This window comes from Streptomyces sp. NPDC087906 (genome assembly GCF_055584925.1).
In genome coordinates this window covers 95,563-114,290 of sequence record NZ_JBVJLC010000016.1, presented here as the reverse complement: position 1 = coordinate 114,290, position 18,728 = coordinate 95,563, and the positions used below count along the sequence as shown (strand labels likewise).

The following is an 18,728-nucleotide window of genomic DNA, read 5'->3' as shown; positions in this document are numbered from 1 at the left end:
CCCCTCAGCCCCTCTAGTCCCATTCCAGACCGCCGCGCCGCCACACATACGCGTAGGCGACGAAGACGGTGAGCACGAAGAGCAGCATCTCCACGAGCCCGAAAATCCCCAGGGAGTCGAAAGTGACCGCCCAGGGGTAAAGGAAGACGATCTCGATGTCGAAGACGATGAAGAGCATCGCCGTCAGGTAGTACTTGATGGGGAAGCGACCGCCCCCGGCCGGGGTCGGCGTCGGTTCGATCCCGCACTCGTACGCTTCAAGTTTCGCCCGGTTGTACCGTTTTGGGCCGATAAGCGTGGCCATCACCACGGAGAAGATCGCAAACCCAGCTCCGAGGGCGCCGAGCACGAGGATGGGCGCGTAGGCATTCACGCTCCTCAGCTCCTTCCAGTCGTCCTTGACCGATGGACCGCAGCGGGCCTTTCGCTCGCCACCCCACGAAGATCGCTTACATGTGAGGCAGTTCACAAGCCCGGCTGCCCCGCATCCTATGCCTGGTGGTCTGTGATCTGCGACACGGGGTGCGACAAGGGCTTTGTGATCTCCACCACCCGGCCGAGGATCATGAAGTCGGATGAGCGGAAGCCGTCCCACGTGAGGCGCCCGAACGGTCACCCGACGTCACATCAACCGGCGTTGCCGCTGGTCGCGGCCGCCTGCCTCTATCAAGCGGTGCTCGATACAGGCAAATTGGCGATGGACGGCTTTTGGGTGATACGGCGCTCGCGCTCACCCGGTCGAGGGGGTCGCGCGGAGCGAGGTGGACACGTGCGCGCTTTCACGAGCGACGGGTCCGGACAATTCCCACCCGCGACCGTCGGCGGTGTGACCTGTACCACGTCGCGAAGATGGCGGAAAAGCGGGGCTTGGCCAACGGTGTGAAGGGATGGTAGGCGGCGGGCAATTCGGGCGTTTAGCTGAAAGGCCGTGATCATGCCCGTGATCACGACTGCCCGTTTTGCCCGTTACGGCGTCAATAAAGGCCCCGAATAAGCGGATTCACAGATTCCGAACGTAACTGTGGCGCAACACACCTTGCTTGACGGCAACCCGGGAACCCCTGATACGGGTTGTCCCATGTCCCACACCGCTCTCATACGAAGCCACCGGAAGCCCCGCCAGAGTGCGTCGAGAACCGCGCTCCGTGCCGGAGTTGCCGGTGGCGTCCTCAGCACCATCGCGGTGGCAGGTGCTGCCGGCCCGGCGAACGCCGAGCCGGTGACCCAGACCATCGAGATCCCCACCCTCACCACCGGGTTGGCGAGCAGCGCGGCACAGTCCGCCGAAGCCACCCAGCAGATCGCGCTCACCCTGGAACTTCAGGCCCAGGAGGACGCGGCAGCCACCAAGGCGGCGCAGGCCGCCAAGAAGGCGCACGCCGAGGCCGAGCGCAAGGCCGAGGCGAAGAAGAAGGCGGAGAAGGCGGAGAAGGCCGCCCGCGCGAAGGCCGCCGAGCGCGCCTCTCGCACCACGGAACGCACCACCCTCACCGCGACCACCACAGCGGCCTCCACGTCCGACACGGCCTCGTACAGCGCCTCCACGGCCACCGGCTCGGCCGGCGCCGTGGTCGCCTTCGCCAAGTCGCAGCTCGGCGACGCGTACGTGATGGGCTCCACGGGCCCCAACGCCTGGGACTGCTCGGGCCTGGTCCAGGCCGCGTACCGCTCGGTCGGCGTCGACCTCCCCCGCGTCTCGGGCGCGCAGTCGACGGCCGGCACCCAGGTCTCGCTGAGCAACCTCCAGCCGGGCGACATCCTCTACTGGGGCGGCGCGGGCAACGCGTACCACACGGGGATCTACGTGGGCGGCGGCCAGTTCGTCGGCGCGCAGAACCCGAGCACGGGAGTGGTGGAGAAGTCCCTGGACTGGGACCCGCCGTCGGGCGCGGTCCGCGTCCTCTGAGGCATCCACGCAACTGACACGTACGCGAAAGGCCCGCACCCGACGGGGGGTGCGGGCCTTTCGCGCGTCACGTCGGCTCCTGAGAAGCCGTTGCTCTATCGACCTTGAGCGCGATGTGATCGACAGAGGAACGGCTTCTTGACCAACAGCGTCCCGTTCGGCACCAGGCCCCCGCCGCAGCGGGCTCACCGGCTAGCGGAACACAGCAACCCGCCGGCCTGGCAGCGCCCTGTCAGTCGCCGACGGTCAGCGCCGCGTACGGCACCGACCAGACTGCCGGGTGCGCAATCCCCCGGCCGTGGTAGCCGTCATCGCCGAATGCGTCGCCGTGGTCGGCGCACATGATGACGAGCCAGGGGCCGCGCTGGTCCAACTCGGCGAGGAGGCGGCCCAGGTGCTCGTCCGCGTACTCCAGCGCGGCGGCCTGCGACTCCCACGAGTCGCCGCTGTTGCCGATGTAGTGGCCGTGCGGGACGTGCGTGGCCGAGACGTTGACGAACAAAAACAGAGGGTGCCGTTCATGTCGGCCGATGATCTCAAGGGCCAGGTCGACCTGGTGTTGGGTCGAGTGGCGCTCCGGAGAGCCGAACTCAGGGCGCCAGTGATCTTCCTGGAACATGTTCGGCAGGACCGACCCGAGCGGCGTCTCCCGCGAGAAGTACGTCACGCCGCCCACGCACACGGTGTGGTAGCCGTGCTGGAGCAGCCCGGTCAGCAAGTCCGGGGCGTCGAATACGAACGTCGACGGGTGCGGCGTCTTGACCGCCGGCGGGCGGCACTCCCACAGGCGTGGCGGCTGCACGGGCTGTGGGAGCTTCGGCAGGAACCCGCTGAAGAAGGCCATGTGCGCGGGCAGGGTGAAGGTGCCGGGGGTCCGTCGGTCCTCCCAGCGGCCATCCGGTAACCACTGGGCAAGGTGCGGCGTGGCGCCCGTCGCCAAGGTGGCCCGCGCGACGTCGTACCGCAGGGAGTCCAGCGTCGCGAACAGGATGCTGTGGCCCTCGGTGATGATCCGCCTCGCGTCGATCACGCCGCGGCCGCCTGTCCCGTCGCAAGATCGCGGCGATCATGGACCTTCCCCTGCGACGAGTAGTTCACGGGGATCGGCACGCGCTCGCGGTCGATCATGGATCGGATGTCGTCCCACACCTCGTCCACGACCGGGGCACCGTTCGTCCCGTACAGCCGGATCGTCACCAGCGCGTCACCGGCTTCGCGGGCTTCGCCGCGAGCAGTTGAGATCAGCGCTGCCGGGACGCCGCCGAGCTCGGCCGCCGCAGTCAGCAGGGTCTGCTCGCTCGCCGTACCGATGTCGGCGATCTGGCAGGCATAGTGCTGCGCGTGGGTCGCCCCCTGCCCGAACCGGTCGGCGAACTCACGGCTCGTCGGGTCTCCGTCGTGGGCGAGCACGAGACTGCCCAGTTTTCCGACGACGACGAAGCACGAGGCGATCCACCAGCCGACGCCTGGGTGGATCTCGCCCGGAAACGCGCCCTGGGCGCGGCCGTCGCGGATGACCGTCACGGTGTCGATGGGGTTAAGCATGGACGGCCCCCAGACTGCTCAGGACCGTTGCCGCCAGTTCATCGGGGGTCTGCCCGTCCGTTTGCAGAAGGACCGCCGACGGGTCTTCCTCAGCCATGGCGGCGAAGTTGGCCAGTAGCCGTTCGAGCCGGCCCGGGGTGCTGAGAAGGGACGTGTCGTCCTCCTTCAGGTCCGCCTTGACCTCCATCCGTTCGCGCAGAGTGTCCACCGAACACAGCAGGTAGAACGTCACGTCGGGGAGGGCGAAGTACGGGAGGAACGGGGCGGCGAGACGGCGAGTCCGGCTCAGGTCCACCCTGTTCACGGCAGCGTGGCAGGCGATCACAGACGACAGGTACCGGTCAGCGACAACCGGTCCCCGCGTCAGCCCGTCGGCCACCCTGTCCGAAGCGTGGAGCGCGCCGGAGAGGTAGAACGCGAACTGTGGCAACGCCCGGGTCTCGGAGTTGATCGCGGACGACAGCCGGGTCATCGGCTCGGGCAGCGTATGCAGGGTGGTGGCGCCGAGCTTGTCGGCGACCTTCCGGGTCAGCGTGGACTTCCCGACGCCCGACACCCCCTCGACCACGATGAACGGCCACCGCCGATCAATCGGTGCGGGCTCGTACGGACCGGACAGTTCGCTGCTCATAGCGTCCCCTCGGTGAAAGCGTTTACGTGGCCCGCAACGGCAGCCGGGATGGTCTCCGGGTTGGACAAGAGCGGCAGGACGTCGAGGCGCAGATCGTCCCGCAGGAGGCAGGGTTGGACCCCGCCGGCGTGATCCAGGCGCAGCGCCCAGAACCCTTCAACGCACTGGCTCCGCTTGGGACACGGACCGCACTGCCCGACGTGATGGCGCCCCAGACCCTTCTGGATGACGTCGATCTCGACGCCGTCGACCCGGAAGACCCGCCGCCCCTGGCCGACGCCGACGATCTCGATCTGCTCGTCCTGAGCGATCGACCGCAGGTAGTCGACGATGCTCTGCGCCGGAACAGCGGAACTCTGCCGGCCGTCGTTGAAGTCGGTGTCGACCAGTTCGATGAACTGCACCGGCATCCGACGGGCGAGGGCGAAATGGAGGATCTGGCGAACCTCGTGTGCGTTCTCCCGCTGGAGCAGCGCGTTCAGCTCCACCCTGTCGAACAACTCCCGCGCCGCCTCGATGCCGTCGAGGACCGCCTTGATTCCGATCCGGGTATGCGCGATCGTCCGGAGCGACTCGTCCGAGAAGTAGTGCAGGCTGATCTTGACCTTGTCGAGCCGGGTCCGCGCGAGCCAATCCTGATTGGCCCGCACGAGCGTGCCGTTCGTGATGAGCGTGTACGAGGCGTCGGGCCCGGCCTGTGGAAGCCGTGTCAGCACGGGCTGCGCGAGGGGAGATGCCAGCGGCTCACCGCCGGTGAAGTACACACGCCGCAGGCCGGCGTCCACCATGCCGCCGATGATGCTCAGATAGTTGTCTGCGGCGAGTTCCCGTGCCCGCGGTTGGGCGTCTCGGTTCAGGTGGGTGAAGGGCGGGGGTACGTCGCCCTCGTTGTGGCAGAACCAGCACTTGATGTTGCAGCGAGGGGTCAGCGATACCCGTAACTGTCCGCGCAGCAGTGCGAAGTTCTGCAGGGCAGTCCAGTCGACCCTAGGCGCGACTGGACTCGCGGTCTGGTGCACGTTGCCTCCGAAAGGTGCGGATGATGGCGCGCGATGGAATCAGGACAGGCCGGTTGGTCCTTCCTCATTACGAACGGGCCCAGGGATCAGAGCCAAGCTGGTTGTTGGAGCCCACGCTCCGGCCGACGACGTGGTGTCGGCACGACCTGGGCGGAGTAGATGGCCATCACTCGATCTGGATCCGACATCTTTTGTACTCATTCACCAGCGCTTCAAAGCGCCGGATGCATGGTTGGCAGCAGCAGAACGGGGCGTCGCCCTGTATCTGCCTGTGGACCGGCCCGAGCCATAGAACCGGCACGTCGCAGGCGTCACGGCTCCGCTGGTGGAGACACACACGGGGAAAGCGGCCGGAAACACCGCCGGTCGGGAGTCTTAGTGCCCGCTATCCGGCTTGTCGCTGTCAGCCATACAGACAGCCCACACGGCCTTGCCCACCCCCATCCGGGCGCTGACTCCCCACCGGCCGGCGGTGAGCGCGTCCACCAGGATGAGGCCGCGCCCGGATTCGCTGTCATCCGCCGTCCGGAGCTGCGGCTTGGTGTCGTCGGCGTCGTGCACCTCGATCCGCACCCCGTCCGGCAGGCGCTCGAACCGTGTCTCGATCAGCCGCCCGGGGACACGCGCATGCACCACCGCGTTGGTGATCAGCTCGGAGAGGACCAGCTCGGCCTCAAGGTCGGTGAGGTGCCATGCGTCCAGGTGCCGGAGTAACAGATGCCGGGCTCTTGCCACTGACCGGCTGCTGCTCGGCCAGCGCTTCACGATGAGCGGCCGGCTGCCTTCAGTCAGTTGCTCCGTGATCATGAGCGGGCCGCCTTCGCCGCGCGGGCCATGTTCGCTGGGCGGCTGACCCACCTGCACCGACCCAGAGTCGCCCGCTACTGACTGGGCACCCGAGCGAATCACAGGATCCATGGCCGGTGGATGGGATCGCTCGGTCATGTTCTTCCTTCCTTGTGCGGGTGGGACCGCGGTTCGTGGTTACATTCCTCAACGGTTGGCACGCCTCCCCGTCGGCGAGCGTCCTCGCGCTGCTCGGCCGGCGAAGCGCACACGTCAACCGCCGCGAACCGTCCTCGACCCGCCGCAGGAGGTGCCGGTCGGCGGGGGCGTACACACGAGGCAGGTACTCCGGCATGAGTCGCCGCAACCCGCTGCGGTGGACGGTCCCTTCGAGGCCCCAGACGCGAAGCGCCGACGACCCCACGCAAACGGCTGGGCGAACAGAGCAACCCCGTGCCGTCGAGAGGCACGACCCACCACGGTGAGGCCAACGCGTCCCTCTTGGGGCGCAGGAGGATGGGCGGCGGCACTGTCATCACTTGGGTCTCATCTCGTCGGCGACTGCGACGAGGAGGAAACTATGGCGTTTCCGGGCCGACGACCCGAACTGAGAGTTCGGGGGAACCCTCGGTTCGGGTTGTTCAGGTGATGCCGAGGCGGTCGGCGAGGCTGGACACCTGACGCCGGTAGGTGGGACGCACCCGGTGGAGCAGGCCGGTCACCAAGTCGACCGCGAGAGAGCTGCGGGCCATGTCCTCGCCGCTCAGCTTCTCCAGGTCCAGGAGGTGAACGAGAACAGCCGCGTCGTCCCTGCGGAGGTCGTAGCAGCGGGCCAGGTCGAGGGTGAAGGTGAACTGCCGTTCCCGGCTGGGGAGGCGGGAGATGTCAACCCCGTCGGCCAGACGCAGCCCTTCGGCGCTGTGTCCCGCAAGCATTTCGATGCTCAGGGCATGCAGGTGAATGTTGGTCGGGCCGAAGACGGTCCACATGGTGTTGGAGTCCCCGGCCGTCTCGCCGAGCGGGGTCGCCTTCTTGTGCAGGCGCTCGCGGGCGTCCCACCACTTCTTGCTCTGCGCGTCGGCGACGACGCGGACGAGTTCCAACGCTCCTTGCATCGCCGCTCTGTCAGTGCTCTCTGGGACGGCCCGGAGTTCGTCGACGGCGAGGCGCGCCACCTCGTCCGCTTCCTGGGTGCCGCCCGGCTGAGACAGGAGACAGTGCCCCAGGTTCCAGTGCGCGGCCGCGAGCCGGATCGGGTCGTCCGCGTCCTCTGCGGCTCGGCGGGCACGGTCCGCGACCATGAGGGAGAGGTCGAGACGGCCAGACCGACGGCAATAGGAACGCAAGAGGCCGTAGAGGTCGGACGCCGCGCGAAGCACGTCACGTCGAGCTGTCGCGTCGCTCGACGTGCGGTGCGCCCGCACAGAGTGCTCCATGTCCGCGATGAGCTCCGGCAGCAGGAGCTCGATCTCGGTGAACCGCTCCGCGCTGGTCTGCCAGGCCCGCCATGCTCCTTCAACTCGCTCCCGCAGTTCGGCCGGTCCGATGGCGGGGGCCGAAGGGGTGGAGCCGTATCCCATGAGGGCCCTGGCGACTTCCGGCGCAGTCGTCAGGGACAGCGGGGTCTTCGCAGCCGGATCGTCGGACAGGAGCGCTGCCACCGGCACGTCGAGCTCGGCAGCGATCTGCACGAGCAGTTTGGGCGACGGGGTGCGTTTCCCGTTCTCGATCATCGAGAGGTACCGCTCGGAGATCGAGCACAGCCCGGCGACGGCTGCCAGCGGTCGGTTACCGTTCTTCTTCCGGTAGTGCCTGATCCGTGCCCCGATAGGAAGCTTCGGTGTTTGCGCCATCCGCCCTCCCGTTACGTCAGCGTAGGGCGGACTTCTCCGGTACGGGGGGACTTCCGCAACTATCTGGGCAATGATTGTGATCAAAATTTGGGGAGGGGCGTCACGTATGCCTCACTTGGTTTTGTGGGATATCGACCACACACTTGTCGAGTCACGCGGCGTCGGGCGCGAACTGTCCGCTGCGGCCTTCGAGCAGGTGACCGGTCAGCCCATGCGGGACCAAGCGAAGATCGACGGCATCACCGAGGCCGTAATCTTCCGCGAGACCGCGACGATGCACGGCATCTCCACGGACCGGAGCGACTTCGAGCGGTTCGCGCAAGCTCTCACCGAGCAGCACATGCGACACGCCGCGAAGTTGAGAGAGCGCGGGTCCGCGCTGCCCGGGGCGGCATCTGCCCTTGACGCCCTCGCAGCGGCGCACGTCCGGCAGACCGTGGTGACGGGCAACGTCCGCCCAGTGGCGGAGATCAAGCTGGGCGTCTTCGGTCTCGACACACATATCGATTGGGATGCCGGCGCGTACGGGGAGGACGCGGATCTCCGGCCCGCTCTCGTCGGCCTCGCTCTCGCCCGTTCCTCCGCCACGGCGACAGATGCGGTACTGATCGGCGACACCTCGGCGGACGTCGAAGGCGGGCGGGGGAACGGCGTTCGGGTTATCGCCGTCGCAACAGGCCGAAGCTCCGCAGCCGATCTGCGTGCCGCTGGAGCCGACGTCGTCCTCGACGACCTGACCGATGTCAGCCTCCTCGTCAAACTCGTCACGGGCCTCATGTAGCGCGGCACGCGGCTGGAGCCGCCCACCCCCAAGAGTCGTGGGGGGGCGGGCAGCGGGCGGAAGTTTTCGACGACCGGCCGGGCGGAAGCTCCCACACTCGCAGATCACTGGACGGCGAGCACGGCGTCCCGACGGGGGCCTTTCCGCGTACGGCGGAACAGCGGGTCAGGCTTTCGGGGCCACCTTTGTCAGGCCGTTGATGATGCGGTCCATCGCGTCGCCGCCCGTCGGGTCCGTCAGGTTCGCCAGCATCTTCAGGGTGAAGCGCATCAGCATCGGGTGGGTCAGGCCGCGTTGGGCCGCGATCTTCATGATCTTGGGGTTGCCGATGAGCTTCACGAAGGCGCGGCCCAGGGTGTAGTAGCCGCCGTAGGTGTCCTTGAGGACCTTCGGGTAGCGCTGGAGGGCCAGTTCGCGCTGGGCTGCCGTCTGGCGCGAGGCCGCCTGGACCATCACGTCGGCGGCGATCTGGCCCGACTCCATCGCGTAGGCGATGCCCTCGCCGTTGAACGGGTTGATCAGGCCGCCCGCGTCGCCGACCAGCAGCAGGCCCTTCGTGTAGTGCGGCTGGCGGTTGAAGGCCATCGGGAGGGCGGCGCCGCGGATCGGCATCGTCATGTTCTCCGGGACGTAGCCCCAGTCCGCCGGCATCGAGGCGCACCACGCCTTCAGCACCTCGCGCCAGTCCAGCTCGCGGAAGGCGGCGGAGGAGTCGAGGATGCCGAGGCCCACGTTGGACGTGCCGTCGCCCATGCCGAAGATCCAGCCGTAGCCGGGCAGCAGCCGGTCCTGGGCGCCGCGCCGGTCCCACAGCTCCAGCCAGGACTCCAGGTAGTCGTCGTCGTGGCGCGGCGAGGTGAAGTACGTGCGGACGGCGACGCCCATCGGGCGGTCCTCGCGGCGGTGCAGGCCCATCGCGAGCGACAGCCGGGTCGAGTTGCCGTCGGCGGCGACCACGAGCGGCGCGTGGAAGGTGGCCGGGGTCTTCTCCTCACCGAGCTTCGCGTTGACGCCGGTGATGTGGCCCGTGCGCTCGTCGAGGATCGGGGCGCCCACGTTGCACCGCTCGTACAGCCGGGCGCCGGCCTTCTGCGCCTGGCGGGCCAACTGCTCGTCGAAGTCGTCGCGCTTGCGGACGAGTCCGTAGTCCGGGTACGTGGCGAGGTCCGGCCAGTCGAGCTGGAGCCGCACACCGCCGCCGATGATCCGCAGGCCCTTGTTGCGCAGCCAGCCGGCCTCTTCGGAGATGTCGATGCCCATGGACACCAACTGCTTCGTGGCGCGCGGGGTGAGTCCGTCGCCGCAGACCTTCTCGCGCGGGAACGCCGTCTTCTCCAGCAGCAGGACGTCGAGTCCGGCCTTGGCGAGGTAGTACGCGGTGGTCGAGCCGGCCGGGCCCGCACCGACGACGATCACATCTGCGGTGTTCTCGGAGAGGGGCTCGGTCACAGCGGGTTCTCCCGAAGACTGGAAATGGCGTACCGGACGGCACTGGACGTGTGCAGTCTATGGGTGCGTACTGATCCAACAGTTGAAGGGCCGCCATCGTGAACGACATGACCCGGCCGGTGCCCGCCGTACGGCTGCGCGTCCCCACCGAGGAGGACGCGCTCGTCTGGCACCGGATCTTCGCCGACCCCGACGTGATGGAGTTCCACGGCGGCGCCCCCGCCGAGTTGTCGGTGTACGAGGAGCTGACCGCGCGCCAGCGGCGGCACGACGCGGAGCGCGGCTTCTGCCTCTGGAGCGTCCTGGACGACGACGGCGAGGTCATCGGCTTCACCGGCGCCCAGCCATGGCCGCACGAGACCGAGGGCCCGGTCGGCGAGATCGAGATCGGCTGGCGGCTGGCCAGGGCCGCCTGGGGCCACGGCTACGTCACGGCCGCCGCCCGGCAGACCCTGGACCGGGTGCGGGCCGCCGGGGTCGGCGAGGTCGTCGCGATGGTCAACTCCCGCAACGAGCGCTCCATAGCGGTGACCCGGCGGCTGGGGATGACACCGGCCGAGACGTACCCGTTCAGCAGGCGGCGGCAGGGCGGCGAGACCGAGGAGGTGCTGGCGCTGTGCTTCCGGCTGAAGCTGTGAGGCACCGGCCGGATCAGGCGCGTACGCCCCTGTGCAGCGCCACCACACCGCCCGTCAGATTCCGCCACGCCACCTTCGACCAGCCGGCCCGCTGGAGCTTCGCCGCCAGCGCCGGCTGGTCCGGCCAGTCGCGGATCGACTCGGCGAGGTAGACGTACGCGTCGGGGTTGGAGGACACGGCGCGCGCCGTCGGCGGCAGCGCGCGCATCAGGTACTCCTCGTAGACCGTCCTGAACGGCGCCCAGGTCGGATGGGAGAACTCGCAGATGACGACACGGCCGCCGGGCTTCGTCACCCGGAACAGCTCGCTCAGCGCGCGATCCGTGTCCTGGACGTTGCGCAGTCCGAAGGAGATCGTCACCGCGTCGAAGACCTCGTCGGCGAAGGGCAGCTTCGTCGCGTCCCCGGCCGTGAACGGCATCCAGGGGTGGCGGTTCTTGCCCTCCCGCAGCATGCCCTGCGAGAAGTCGCACGGCACCACGTAGGCGCCGGTCGCCGCGAAGGGCTGCGAGGAGGTGGCGGTGCCCGCTGCCAGGTCGAGGACCTTCTCGGCGGGGCGCGCGTCGACCGCCTTCGCGACCTCCTTGCGCCACAGCCGGGCCTGGCCGAGCGAGAGCACGTCGTTGGTGAGGTCGTACTTGGCCGCCACGTCGTCGAACATCGAGGCGACTTCGTGCGGCTGCTTGTCCAGGGATGCTCGGGTCACCCGCTCATTCAAGCAGCCTCGGCCCCGCGCGTACGGCGCGCCCTACGCGCGGCGGAACACCAGGCGTCCGCCGAGCGCCGTGACCAGACAGCCGTCGTCGTCGGCGAAGACCGCGAAGTCGGCGTCAGCGCCGACGGCCAGCGGCTCCGCCGAGGCGCGCAGGCCTGAGCGCTCCACCGCCGTGCGGACCGAGGCGCGGGCGAACGGGCCCGCGAGCGCCGTCACCCCGCGCGCCAGCAGCCGCTGCACGCCACGGCGCGCGCTCGCGCCCCAGCGGGCGTCCGTCATCTCCAGCGCGCCGAGCGCGGCGCCGGTCAGCGGCTCGGCGCCGAGGTCGGCCGCCTCGCGCGGGTCGGGCCAGTAGGCCGCCTCCAGCAGGGCCGCACCGTCGGGCTCGTACCGCCCGGGGCCCAGCACGCCCTGCCACTCCCGGACCCGGGCCCGCTCCCCGTACCGGGCGAGCAGTTCTTCGTACGGCCCGAGCGCCGCGACGCGTCCGCCGTCGATGACGACCGCCCGTCCCGGGGTGACAGGCCCGTCCCCTTCGGCACGCAGCCCGCCCCACGGGTGATGGATCGTCAGCACGCGCGGCTCAGTTGGCGCTGAGCAGCTTCAGCTCGGGGTGCGCCGTACCGCCCTCGATCGCCGTGGACGAGATGTGCGAGACCACCCGCGCGTCGACCGGGTCGTTCGCCGGGTCGTCGTGCACGACGATGTGCTCGTACGTCGTGGCGCGCTGCGCCGGCACCCGGCCCGCCTTGCGGATCAGGTCGATGATCTCCAGGCGGTTGGAGCGGTGCTTGGCGCCCGCCGACGAGACGACGTTCTCCTCCAGCATGATCGAGCCGAGGTCGTCGGCGCCGTAGTGCAGGGAGAGCTGGCCGACCTCCTTGCCCGTGGTCAGCCAGGAGCCCTGGATATGGGCCACGTTGTCGAGGAAGATCCGGGCGATGGCGATCATCCGCAGGTACTCGAAGAGCGTGGCCTGCGTCTGGCCCTTCAGGTGGTTGTTCTCGGGCTGGTAGGTGTACGGGATGAACGCGCGGAAGCCGCCCGTCCGGTCCTGCACGTCGCGGATCATCCGCAGGTGCTCGATCCGCTCGGCGTTGGTCTCGCCCGTGCCCATCAGCATCGTGGACGTCGACTCGACACCGAGGCCGTGCGCGGTCTCCATGATCTCCAGCCAGCGCTCGCCGGACTCCTTGAGCGGCGCGATGGCCGTGCGCGGCCGGGCGGGCAGCAGCTCGGCGCCGGCGCCCGCGAAGGAGTCGAGCCCCGCCGCGTGGATCCGGCTGATCGCCTCTTCGGCGGAGACACCCGAGATCCGGGCCATGTGCTCGATCTCGGAGGCGCCGAGGGAGTGGATGACGAGCTGCGGGAACGCCTTCTTGATCGCGGAGAAGTGCTCCTCGTAGTACTCGACACCGAAGTCCGGGTGGTGGCCGCCCTGGAACATGATCTGCGTGCCGCCGAGTTCGACGGTTTCCGCGCAGCGGCGCAGGATGTCGTCGAGGTCGCGGGTCCAGCCCTTCTCGGTGTCCTTGGGCGCCGCGTAGAACGCGCAGAACTTGCACGCCGTCACGCACAGGTTGGTGTAGTTGATGTTGCGCTCGATGATGTACGTCGCGATGTGCTCCGTACCGGCGTAGCGGCGGCGGCGCACGGCGTCGGCGGCCGAGCCCAGCGCGTGCAGCGGCGCCGAGCGGTAGAGGTCGAGCGCTTCCTCGGGCGTGATGCGCCCGCCTGCGGCGGCGCGGTCGAGGACTCCAGTGACTTCCACGGGCGTGAGGGCGGCCTTCTCGGTCACTGGCGCGGGTCCTTCCCAAGGGGGGTGCGAGGTCCGATCCAGCGTACGCCAGGGTGCCCCTGCCGCCGGGGCACGGGGCTCACTGCCTGGTCAACGTGCCGCTCGGGTTGCCGGCCGCCTCTTCCTTCGACTCGTAGCGCAGGCTGCCCGCGCGGGTGAGGGTGAAGGTGAGCGGGGCGGCGGCCGAGCTGGTGCACAGGTCGGCGTCGCCGGGGCGGTCGGGGTCGGGGCGCTCGTCGACGCGCAGCAGCGTGTCCGTCGCGGAGACGAGCTTGCCGATGCCGTAGCAGTGCACCGTCGTGCCGAGCAGGGAGAAGCTGCTGGTCGTACGGGCCACATCCGTGCCCACCGCGCCCTTGCTGAACTTGACGAGGTAGTCGCCGTGCGGCAGGCCGCCGCTCTCGACGGTGGGGCCCGACCACGTGCCGACGAACGTCTTGGGCAGTTCGGACCCGCCGGTGGGCGCGGGGGTCTCGGCCGGATCGGGCGAGGTCGAGGGGCCGGCCGAGCCTGCCGGGCCGGAGTCGCCCGGCGAGGGCGCCGGGCCGCCCGGGGCCGACGGCCCCCCGGTGGCCGCCGGTTCGGACGTCTTCTGTCCGCCGCCGACGCTGCCGTGGTCCGCCGTGGTGTCCCTGTCGTCGCCCTGGCCCGGCATGATCCCGGCCAGGAAGCCGCCGCCGACCATGACAGCGGCCAAGGCGCCCGCGACGGCGAGCGCCACCGTGCAACTGACCCTGCGCCGGGGGCGGGCGGCGGCGGGGGCGGGCGTCGCGCCGTGCGGGCCCTGGCCGTTGGTACGGGTGCCGGCCCCTGCCCCGGCTTCGAAGGAGAACGACACCGCCCGGTCGGGCCGCCGCGGGTCCGGCACCGGCTCCACCGGGTCACCGAACACCCCGAGCGGCGGCGCCGTACCGAAACCCCCCGAGCCGTTGCCCGTTCCGTTGCCCGAGCCGTTGCCCGTCCCCTGGCCAGGGCCCTGGAGCGAGTCGTTGGTGAACGGTACGAGCCCGGTCGGCGCGGGCGCCGACGGCTCCAGGTCCAGCAGTTGGACGACCGCGCGGCTGACTTCTTCGACCAGCGGCCCCGGCAGCCAGCCGGCCGCCACGGCGCCCGCCGCGCCCTGCGGGGCGAGCAGCGCGGCGACCTCCTGGGGCGCGGGGCGGGCCGCCGGGTCCTTGGCGAGGCAGCGTGCGACGGTCTCCCGCAGACCGGCGAGGCCCTCGCCGGTCAGGGCGCTCAGATCCGGCTCCTCGTGGACCACCCGGTAGAGCAGCGCGGCCGACGAGTCGCCGGGGAACGGGCTCGCGCCCGTCGCCCCGTACGCGAGCACGGCACCGAGCGAGAACACGTCGGCCGCGCCGGTGACCCCCTTGCCGAGTATCTGCTCGGGCGACATGTAGCCGGGCGAGCCGACGGAGACGCCGGTCGAGGTGAGCGAGGCGGTGCCGTCGGTGGCGCGCGCGATGCCGAAGTCGATCAGCCGGGGTCCGTCGAGGGCGAGCAGCACGTTCGAGGGTTTGACGTCCCGGTGCACGAGACCGAGCGCGTGGACGCCGGCGAGCGCCTCGGCCAGCCCGGCGCCGAGGGCCCGTACGGTCTGCGCGGGCAGCGGCCCGTGCCCCTGCACCGCCTGGGTCAGCGAGGGCCCGGCGACATAGCCGGTGGCCACCCACGGCACGGCGGCCTCCGGGTCGGCGTCGAGCACCGGCGCCGACCAGCGGTGACCGCCGGGGCCCGTACCGACCCGGCGCGCGGAATCCACCTCGCGCCGGAAGCGGGCGCGGAACTCCTCGTCCATCGCGAAGTGCGGATGGACGACCTTCACCGCGACCGTGCGGCCCCCCTCGGAGCGCGCCAGATAGACGCGTCCCATCCCGCCGGCCCCGAGCCTGCCGAGCAGCCGGTAGGGACCGATGGTCCGTGGCTCGCCCGCATCCAACGGCTGCATGGCCCCCGACCCCCCGGTGTCACCGCGATCCTGCGTGCACGAAGCAGCCTAACGGGCTCGTCGTGACACGGAGGGGTTCATTCAGGGTCTGTGCGGAGTCCGGCCGGTGTCCCGCTCAGCTTCCGAGCAGTTCGATGTGCACGTCGGACGGGTAACCCGTCGTCGCTCCCGTCCTGCGGGCGAACTCCCGTACGCCGGCGAGCTGCTCGGCGCCGAAGCGGAAGTCCAGCGTCCGGAAGTACCGCTCCAGCAGCTCCGCGTCGAACGCCTCCCAGCGCGCCGCCTGCTTGGCCACCTGGTCGACCTCCCGCAGGGAGACGTCACGCGAGTTGAGGAACGCCTCGTGCACCTGCCGGGTGACCCGGGGCTCGCGGGCCAGGAAGTCCTTGCGCGCGGCCCACACGGCGAAGACGAACGGCAGTCCCGTCCAGTCCTTCCACATCTGCCCGAGGTCGTGGACCTGCAGGCCGAGCCGCGGGGCGTCGTGCAGGGAGGCCCGCAGCGCCGCGTCGCCGATCAGTACGGCGGCCTCGGCCTCCTGCATCATCAGGCCCAGGTCCGGCGGGCACCGGTAGTAGTCGGGGGTCACGTGGTGCTGCTCGGCGAGCAGCAGTTGGGCGAGGCGTACGGCCGTACGGGACGTGGAGCCGAGCGCGACCCGGGAGCCGTCGAGCTGGTCGAGCGGCACCTGCGAGACGATCACGCAGGACATCACGGGGCCGTCGCAGCCGACGGCCACATCGGGGAAAGCGACGAGGTCGTCCGCATTGCGGAGGAATTCCACAAGGCTGATCGGCGAGATATCGAGGTCGCCGCGTACGAGCTGGTCGTTGAGCTTCTCCGGGGTGTCCTTCGTCAGCTCCAGATCAAGAAGGGTTCCGGTCCTGGCAAGCCCCCAATAGATGGGCATGCAGTTCAGGAACTGGATATGACCGACACGCGGCCGGTTTCGACTGTGGTCGGCTCCGGCGGTCCCGGCGGCTTCCGGCGCTGCTTGTGACGCCGCTTCTCCTGCTGCGTTTTCTACTGGACTGTCCACATCGTGAGGCTAAACCCGCGACCGGGCGCGGGCAGCCCCGGGGGGCGGTTCGTCAGCACGTCAGGAGCGCGTCAAACCTCCGGTGACACCTCGCGGAGACGTGATCTTTCCCTCTACCGCTGTGCGTGGAGTGCGTGCTAGGCTCGCTCGCAAGTTGCAGTTTGGTTTCCCTTGCAGTACAGAGCCTGCGGAGCATGTAACCGCAGGCTTTTGTAGTATTCAGACTTCTTTGCAGGTTCTGGAGCAGGGCAACCCTTTGGCCCAAGGAGGGCTTATGGCTACCGGAACCGTCAAGTGGTTCAACGCTGAAAAGGGCTTCGGCTTCATCGCCCAGGACGGCGGCGGCCCGGATGTCTTCGTCCACTACTCCGCGATCAACGCGACCGGCTTCCGCTCCCTTGAGGAGAACCAGGTCGTGAACTTCGACGTCACACAGGGCCCGAAGGGCCCCCAGGCGGAGAACGTCACCCCGGCCTAGTTGCCCGGGTCGGCGGCGATCGCAGATCACTGAGCAGCAGTACCCAAGGGGCCCTGTTTCCTCCACTCGGGTGGGGAAGCGGGGCCCCTGCCTGTGCGCCAACGGCGCGGTCACGGCTCGTACAGGGCCTTGATGTCCGAAGCGAAGTCCGTCTCGATCTGGGCCCGCCTGAGTTTGAGCGACGGCGTCAGATGCCCGCTCTCCTCGGTGAAGTCGACGGTCAGGATGCGGAAGCGGCGGATCGACTCCGCCCGCGACACCAGCCGGTTGGCCTCCACGACCGCGCGCTGGAGGATGCCGCGCAGTTCGTCGTCGTCGGCCAGCACCTCGCGTGAGATGTTCGGCTTGCGCGTCATCTGGCCCCAGTGGGCGAGCCCTTCGGGCTCCAGCGTGACCAGCGCCGTCACGAAGGGCCGGTTGTCGCCCACCACCAGGCACTGGCTGATCAGCGGATGCGCGCGCAGCCAGTCCTCCAGCGGGGCCGGCGCCACGGTCTTGCCGCCGAGCGTGATGATCACGTCCTTCTTGCGGCCGGTGATCGTCAGATACCCGTCGGGGTCCAGCGCGCCCAGGTCGCCCGTCGCGAACCACGACCGTCCCGTCTCGTCCCGCTCCGTCGCCGGCACCGCCTCGCCCAGCTCGGCGTCCCAGTAGCCGGCGAACACGTTGCCGCCGCTCAGCAGGACCTCGCCGTCGTCGGCGATCCGTACCGCCGTGCCCGGCAGCGGCCAGCCGACGGTGCCCATCCGGGGGCTGCGCGGCGGGGTGACGGTCGCGGCGGCCGTGGTCTCCGTCAGACCGTAGCCCTCGAAGATCTCGATGCCGACGCCCGCGTAGAACGAGGCGAGGCGGCGGCCGAGCGGGGAGCCGCCGCAGATCGCGTACTTCACCTTGCCGCCGAGCGCGGCGCGGATCCGCCGGTACACCAGCGGGTCGTACAGCGTGCGGGCCGCGCGCAGGGCGGTCGAGGGGCCGGGGCCCGTGCCGTTCTCCGCCGCCTCCAGGTCCTCGCCGTAGCGCCGGGCGATGCGCGCGGCGCGGTCGAAGGACGAGGCGCGGCCGATGCGTTCCGCCGTGGCGCGGGCGGTGTTGTAGACCTTCTCCAGCACGTACGGGATGGCCAGCAGGAAGGTCGGCCGGAAGCCGGCCAGGTCGGCGAGCAGATCGTCGGACTTGATGGACGGCGCGTGGCCGAGCCGTACCCGGGCCCGCAGGCAGCCGATCGAGACCATCCGCCCGAAGACGTGCGAGAGCGGCAGGAACAGCAGGATCGACGCGGGCTCCTTGCTGACCGTCTTGAAGACGGGGTGGAGCAGCTCGATGGCGTTGTCGATCTCGGCGAAGAAGTTGCCGTGGGTCAGGGCGCAGCCCTTGGGGCGGCCCGTGGTCCCCGACGTGTAGCTGAGGGTCGCGACGGACGCGGGAGTCAGCGCGGCGCGGCGTTCGGTGACGGCCTCGTCCGGCACATGCGCGCCGGCCTCGCGCAGCGTGTCGACGGCGCCGGTGTCGAGCTGCCACCAGTGCGTGAGCCGGGCTATCTGCTGGCCCTCCTGGCGGATCAGCCAGGCCTGCTGGCTGTCCTCGACGACGCAGGCGGCGGCTCCGGAGTCCTGGAGGATCCAGCGGGCCTGGAAGGCGGAAGCGGTGGGGTAGATGGGTACGGTGACCAGCCCGGCGGCGAGCGCGGCGAAGTCGAGGAGCGTCCACTCGTACGTCGTACGCGCCATGATCGCGAGCCGGTCGCCCGGCTGGAGCCCTTCGGCGATCAGCCCCTTGGCGACGGCGCGCACCTCGTCGGCGAACGCGGCCGACGTGACGTCACGCCATTTGCCGTCGGGGCCCTTCCTGCTGAGGACGGGCTGGTCGGGGGCGGCCTCGGCGTTGTCGAAGGGGATGTCGGCGAGCGAACCGCCCGGCGAGAGCGGGACGAGCGCCGGTACGGACACCTCCCGCACCTCCCCGTCCTCGTCCCGCAGCTTCTGGGGCCCGGCCTGGGGTACGGACAGGGCGTCGGCGGACGCGGCGAAGGACACGGGCGGCTCCTCGTGTGGGGGGTGAGGTGGGACGACCGGGCCATGGGACCGGAACAGCCCGCCCCGGGTCAACTCCCCATGGCCACCAGGCCCAAAGACGTTCGAGATC

Annotated in this window: 18 protein-coding genes; 4 read left to right on the top strand and 14 right to left on the bottom strand. The window is 69.8% G+C overall.

Annotation, left to right across the window (positions count from 1 at the left end):
• Positions 1-13: 13 nt before the first annotated feature.
• A complete protein-coding gene (locus tag ACZ63I_RS32455) occupies positions 14-373 on the bottom strand; it encodes an NADH-quinone oxidoreductase subunit A (RefSeq protein ID WP_030379754.1) in 360 nt (119 codons plus the stop codon).
• Positions 374-1,078: 705 nt separating this feature from the next.
• On the opposite strand from ACZ63I_RS32455, the gene ACZ63I_RS32450 reads away from it, so the two are divergent.
• Entirely contained in the window at positions 1,079-1,906 is an 828-nt protein-coding gene (locus ACZ63I_RS32450) for a C40 family peptidase (RefSeq protein ID WP_469342899.1), read from the top strand.
• A gap of 232 nt (positions 1,907-2,138) precedes the next feature.
• Here ACZ63I_RS32450 and ACZ63I_RS32445 read toward each other — a convergent pair whose 3' ends face one another.
• The 6 genes from ACZ63I_RS32445 to ACZ63I_RS32420 form a co-directional block, all read right to left on the bottom strand.
• Positions 2,139-2,936, bottom strand: a complete 798-nt coding sequence (locus ACZ63I_RS32445; RefSeq protein ID WP_469342897.1) for an STM4013/SEN3800 family hydrolase — start codon at positions 2,934-2,936, stop codon at positions 2,139-2,141.
• Positions 2,933-3,430, bottom strand: a complete 498-nt coding sequence (locus ACZ63I_RS32440; protein ID WP_469342896.1) for a hypothetical protein — start codon at positions 3,428-3,430, stop codon at positions 2,933-2,935. The genes ACZ63I_RS32445 and ACZ63I_RS32440 overlap by 4 nt, the downstream gene beginning before the upstream one ends.
• A 13-nt stretch (positions 3,431-3,443) precedes the next feature.
• Positions 3,444-4,082 (bottom strand): dTMP kinase, encoded by a 639-nt coding sequence (locus ACZ63I_RS32435; protein WP_469342895.1) that lies wholly within the window; start codon positions 4,080-4,082, stop codon positions 3,444-3,446.
• The gene (locus ACZ63I_RS32430; protein ID WP_469342894.1) at positions 4,079-5,101 is read right to left on the bottom strand and encodes a radical SAM protein; all 1,023 of its coding nucleotides are present in this window, start codon (positions 5,099-5,101) and stop codon (positions 4,079-4,081) included. The genes ACZ63I_RS32435 and ACZ63I_RS32430 overlap by 4 nt, the downstream gene beginning before the upstream one ends.
• Before the next feature lie 375 nt (positions 5,102-5,476).
• Entirely contained in the window at positions 5,477-6,046 is a 570-nt protein-coding gene (locus ACZ63I_RS32425; RefSeq protein WP_469342893.1) for an ATP-binding protein, read from the bottom strand.
• A gap of 482 nt (positions 6,047-6,528) precedes the next feature.
• Positions 6,529-7,740: a helix-turn-helix domain-containing protein gene (locus tag ACZ63I_RS32420; protein WP_469342892.1), complete on the bottom strand. Its 1,212-nt coding sequence runs from the start codon at positions 7,738-7,740 to the stop codon at positions 6,529-6,531.
• Positions 7,741-7,846: 106 nt separating this feature from the next.
• Between ACZ63I_RS32420 and ACZ63I_RS32415 the strand changes: the two genes are divergently transcribed.
• Positions 7,847-8,521 carry an HAD family hydrolase gene (locus tag ACZ63I_RS32415; protein ID WP_469342940.1) on the top strand — a complete coding sequence of 225 codons (675 nt, stop codon included), beginning with the start codon at positions 7,847-7,849 and terminating at the stop codon, positions 8,519-8,521.
• A 165-nt stretch (positions 8,522-8,686) separates the two neighbouring features.
• On the opposite strand, the gene ACZ63I_RS32410 is transcribed toward ACZ63I_RS32415, so the two are convergent.
• Positions 8,687-9,970 carry a geranylgeranyl reductase family protein gene (locus ACZ63I_RS32410; protein WP_469342891.1) on the bottom strand — a complete coding sequence of 428 codons (1,284 nt, stop codon included), beginning with the start codon at positions 9,968-9,970 and terminating at the stop codon, positions 8,687-8,689.
• Positions 9,971-10,077: 107 nt separating this feature from the next.
• Here ACZ63I_RS32410 and ACZ63I_RS32405 point away from each other — a divergent pair, with 107 nt between their 5' ends.
• A complete protein-coding gene (locus ACZ63I_RS32405) occupies positions 10,078-10,608 on the top strand; it encodes a GNAT family N-acetyltransferase (RefSeq protein WP_469342939.1) in 531 nt (176 codons plus the stop codon).
• A gap of 13 nt (positions 10,609-10,621) precedes the next feature.
• On the opposite strand, the gene ACZ63I_RS32400 is transcribed toward ACZ63I_RS32405, so the two are convergent.
• The 5 genes from ACZ63I_RS32400 to ACZ63I_RS32380 all read right to left on the bottom strand — a co-directional run bounded on the left by ACZ63I_RS32400 (position 10,622) and on the right by ACZ63I_RS32380 (position 15,997).
• Positions 10,622-11,314, bottom strand: coding sequence for a demethylmenaquinone methyltransferase (locus ACZ63I_RS32400; protein WP_469342890.1), 693 nt, complete (start codon positions 11,312-11,314; stop codon positions 10,622-10,624).
• Positions 11,315-11,356: 42 nt separating this feature from the next.
• Positions 11,357-11,899, bottom strand: coding sequence for an imidazolonepropionase-like domain-containing protein (locus ACZ63I_RS32395; RefSeq protein ID WP_469342889.1), 543 nt, complete (start codon positions 11,897-11,899; stop codon positions 11,357-11,359).
• 7 nt (positions 11,900-11,906) lie between these two features.
• Positions 11,907-13,121, bottom strand: coding sequence for a cyclic dehypoxanthinyl futalosine synthase (mqnC, locus tag ACZ63I_RS32390; RefSeq protein WP_041985958.1), 1,215 nt, complete (start codon positions 13,119-13,121; stop codon positions 11,907-11,909).
• A gap of 79 nt (positions 13,122-13,200) precedes the next feature.
• Positions 13,201-15,069: a serine/threonine-protein kinase gene (locus ACZ63I_RS32385; RefSeq protein ID WP_469342887.1), complete on the bottom strand. Its 1,869-nt coding sequence runs from the start codon at positions 15,067-15,069 to the stop codon at positions 13,201-13,203.
• 115 nt (positions 15,070-15,184) lie between these two features.
• On the bottom strand, positions 15,185-15,997 hold the full coding sequence (locus ACZ63I_RS32380) for a menaquinone biosynthetic enzyme MqnA/MqnD family protein (RefSeq protein WP_469342938.1): 813 nt from the start codon (positions 15,995-15,997) through the stop codon (positions 15,185-15,187).
• Between the two features lie 385 nt (positions 15,998-16,382).
• Between ACZ63I_RS32380 and ACZ63I_RS32375 the strand changes: the two genes are divergently transcribed.
• Entirely contained in the window at positions 16,383-16,586 is a 204-nt protein-coding gene (locus tag ACZ63I_RS32375; protein WP_017948713.1) for a cold-shock protein, read from the top strand.
• A gap of 110 nt (positions 16,587-16,696) precedes the next feature.
• Here ACZ63I_RS32375 and ACZ63I_RS32370 read toward each other — a convergent pair whose 3' ends face one another.
• Entirely contained in the window at positions 16,697-18,619 is a 1,923-nt protein-coding gene (locus tag ACZ63I_RS32370) for an AMP-dependent synthetase/ligase (RefSeq protein WP_469342885.1), read from the bottom strand.
• Positions 18,620-18,728 lie beyond the last annotated feature (109 nt).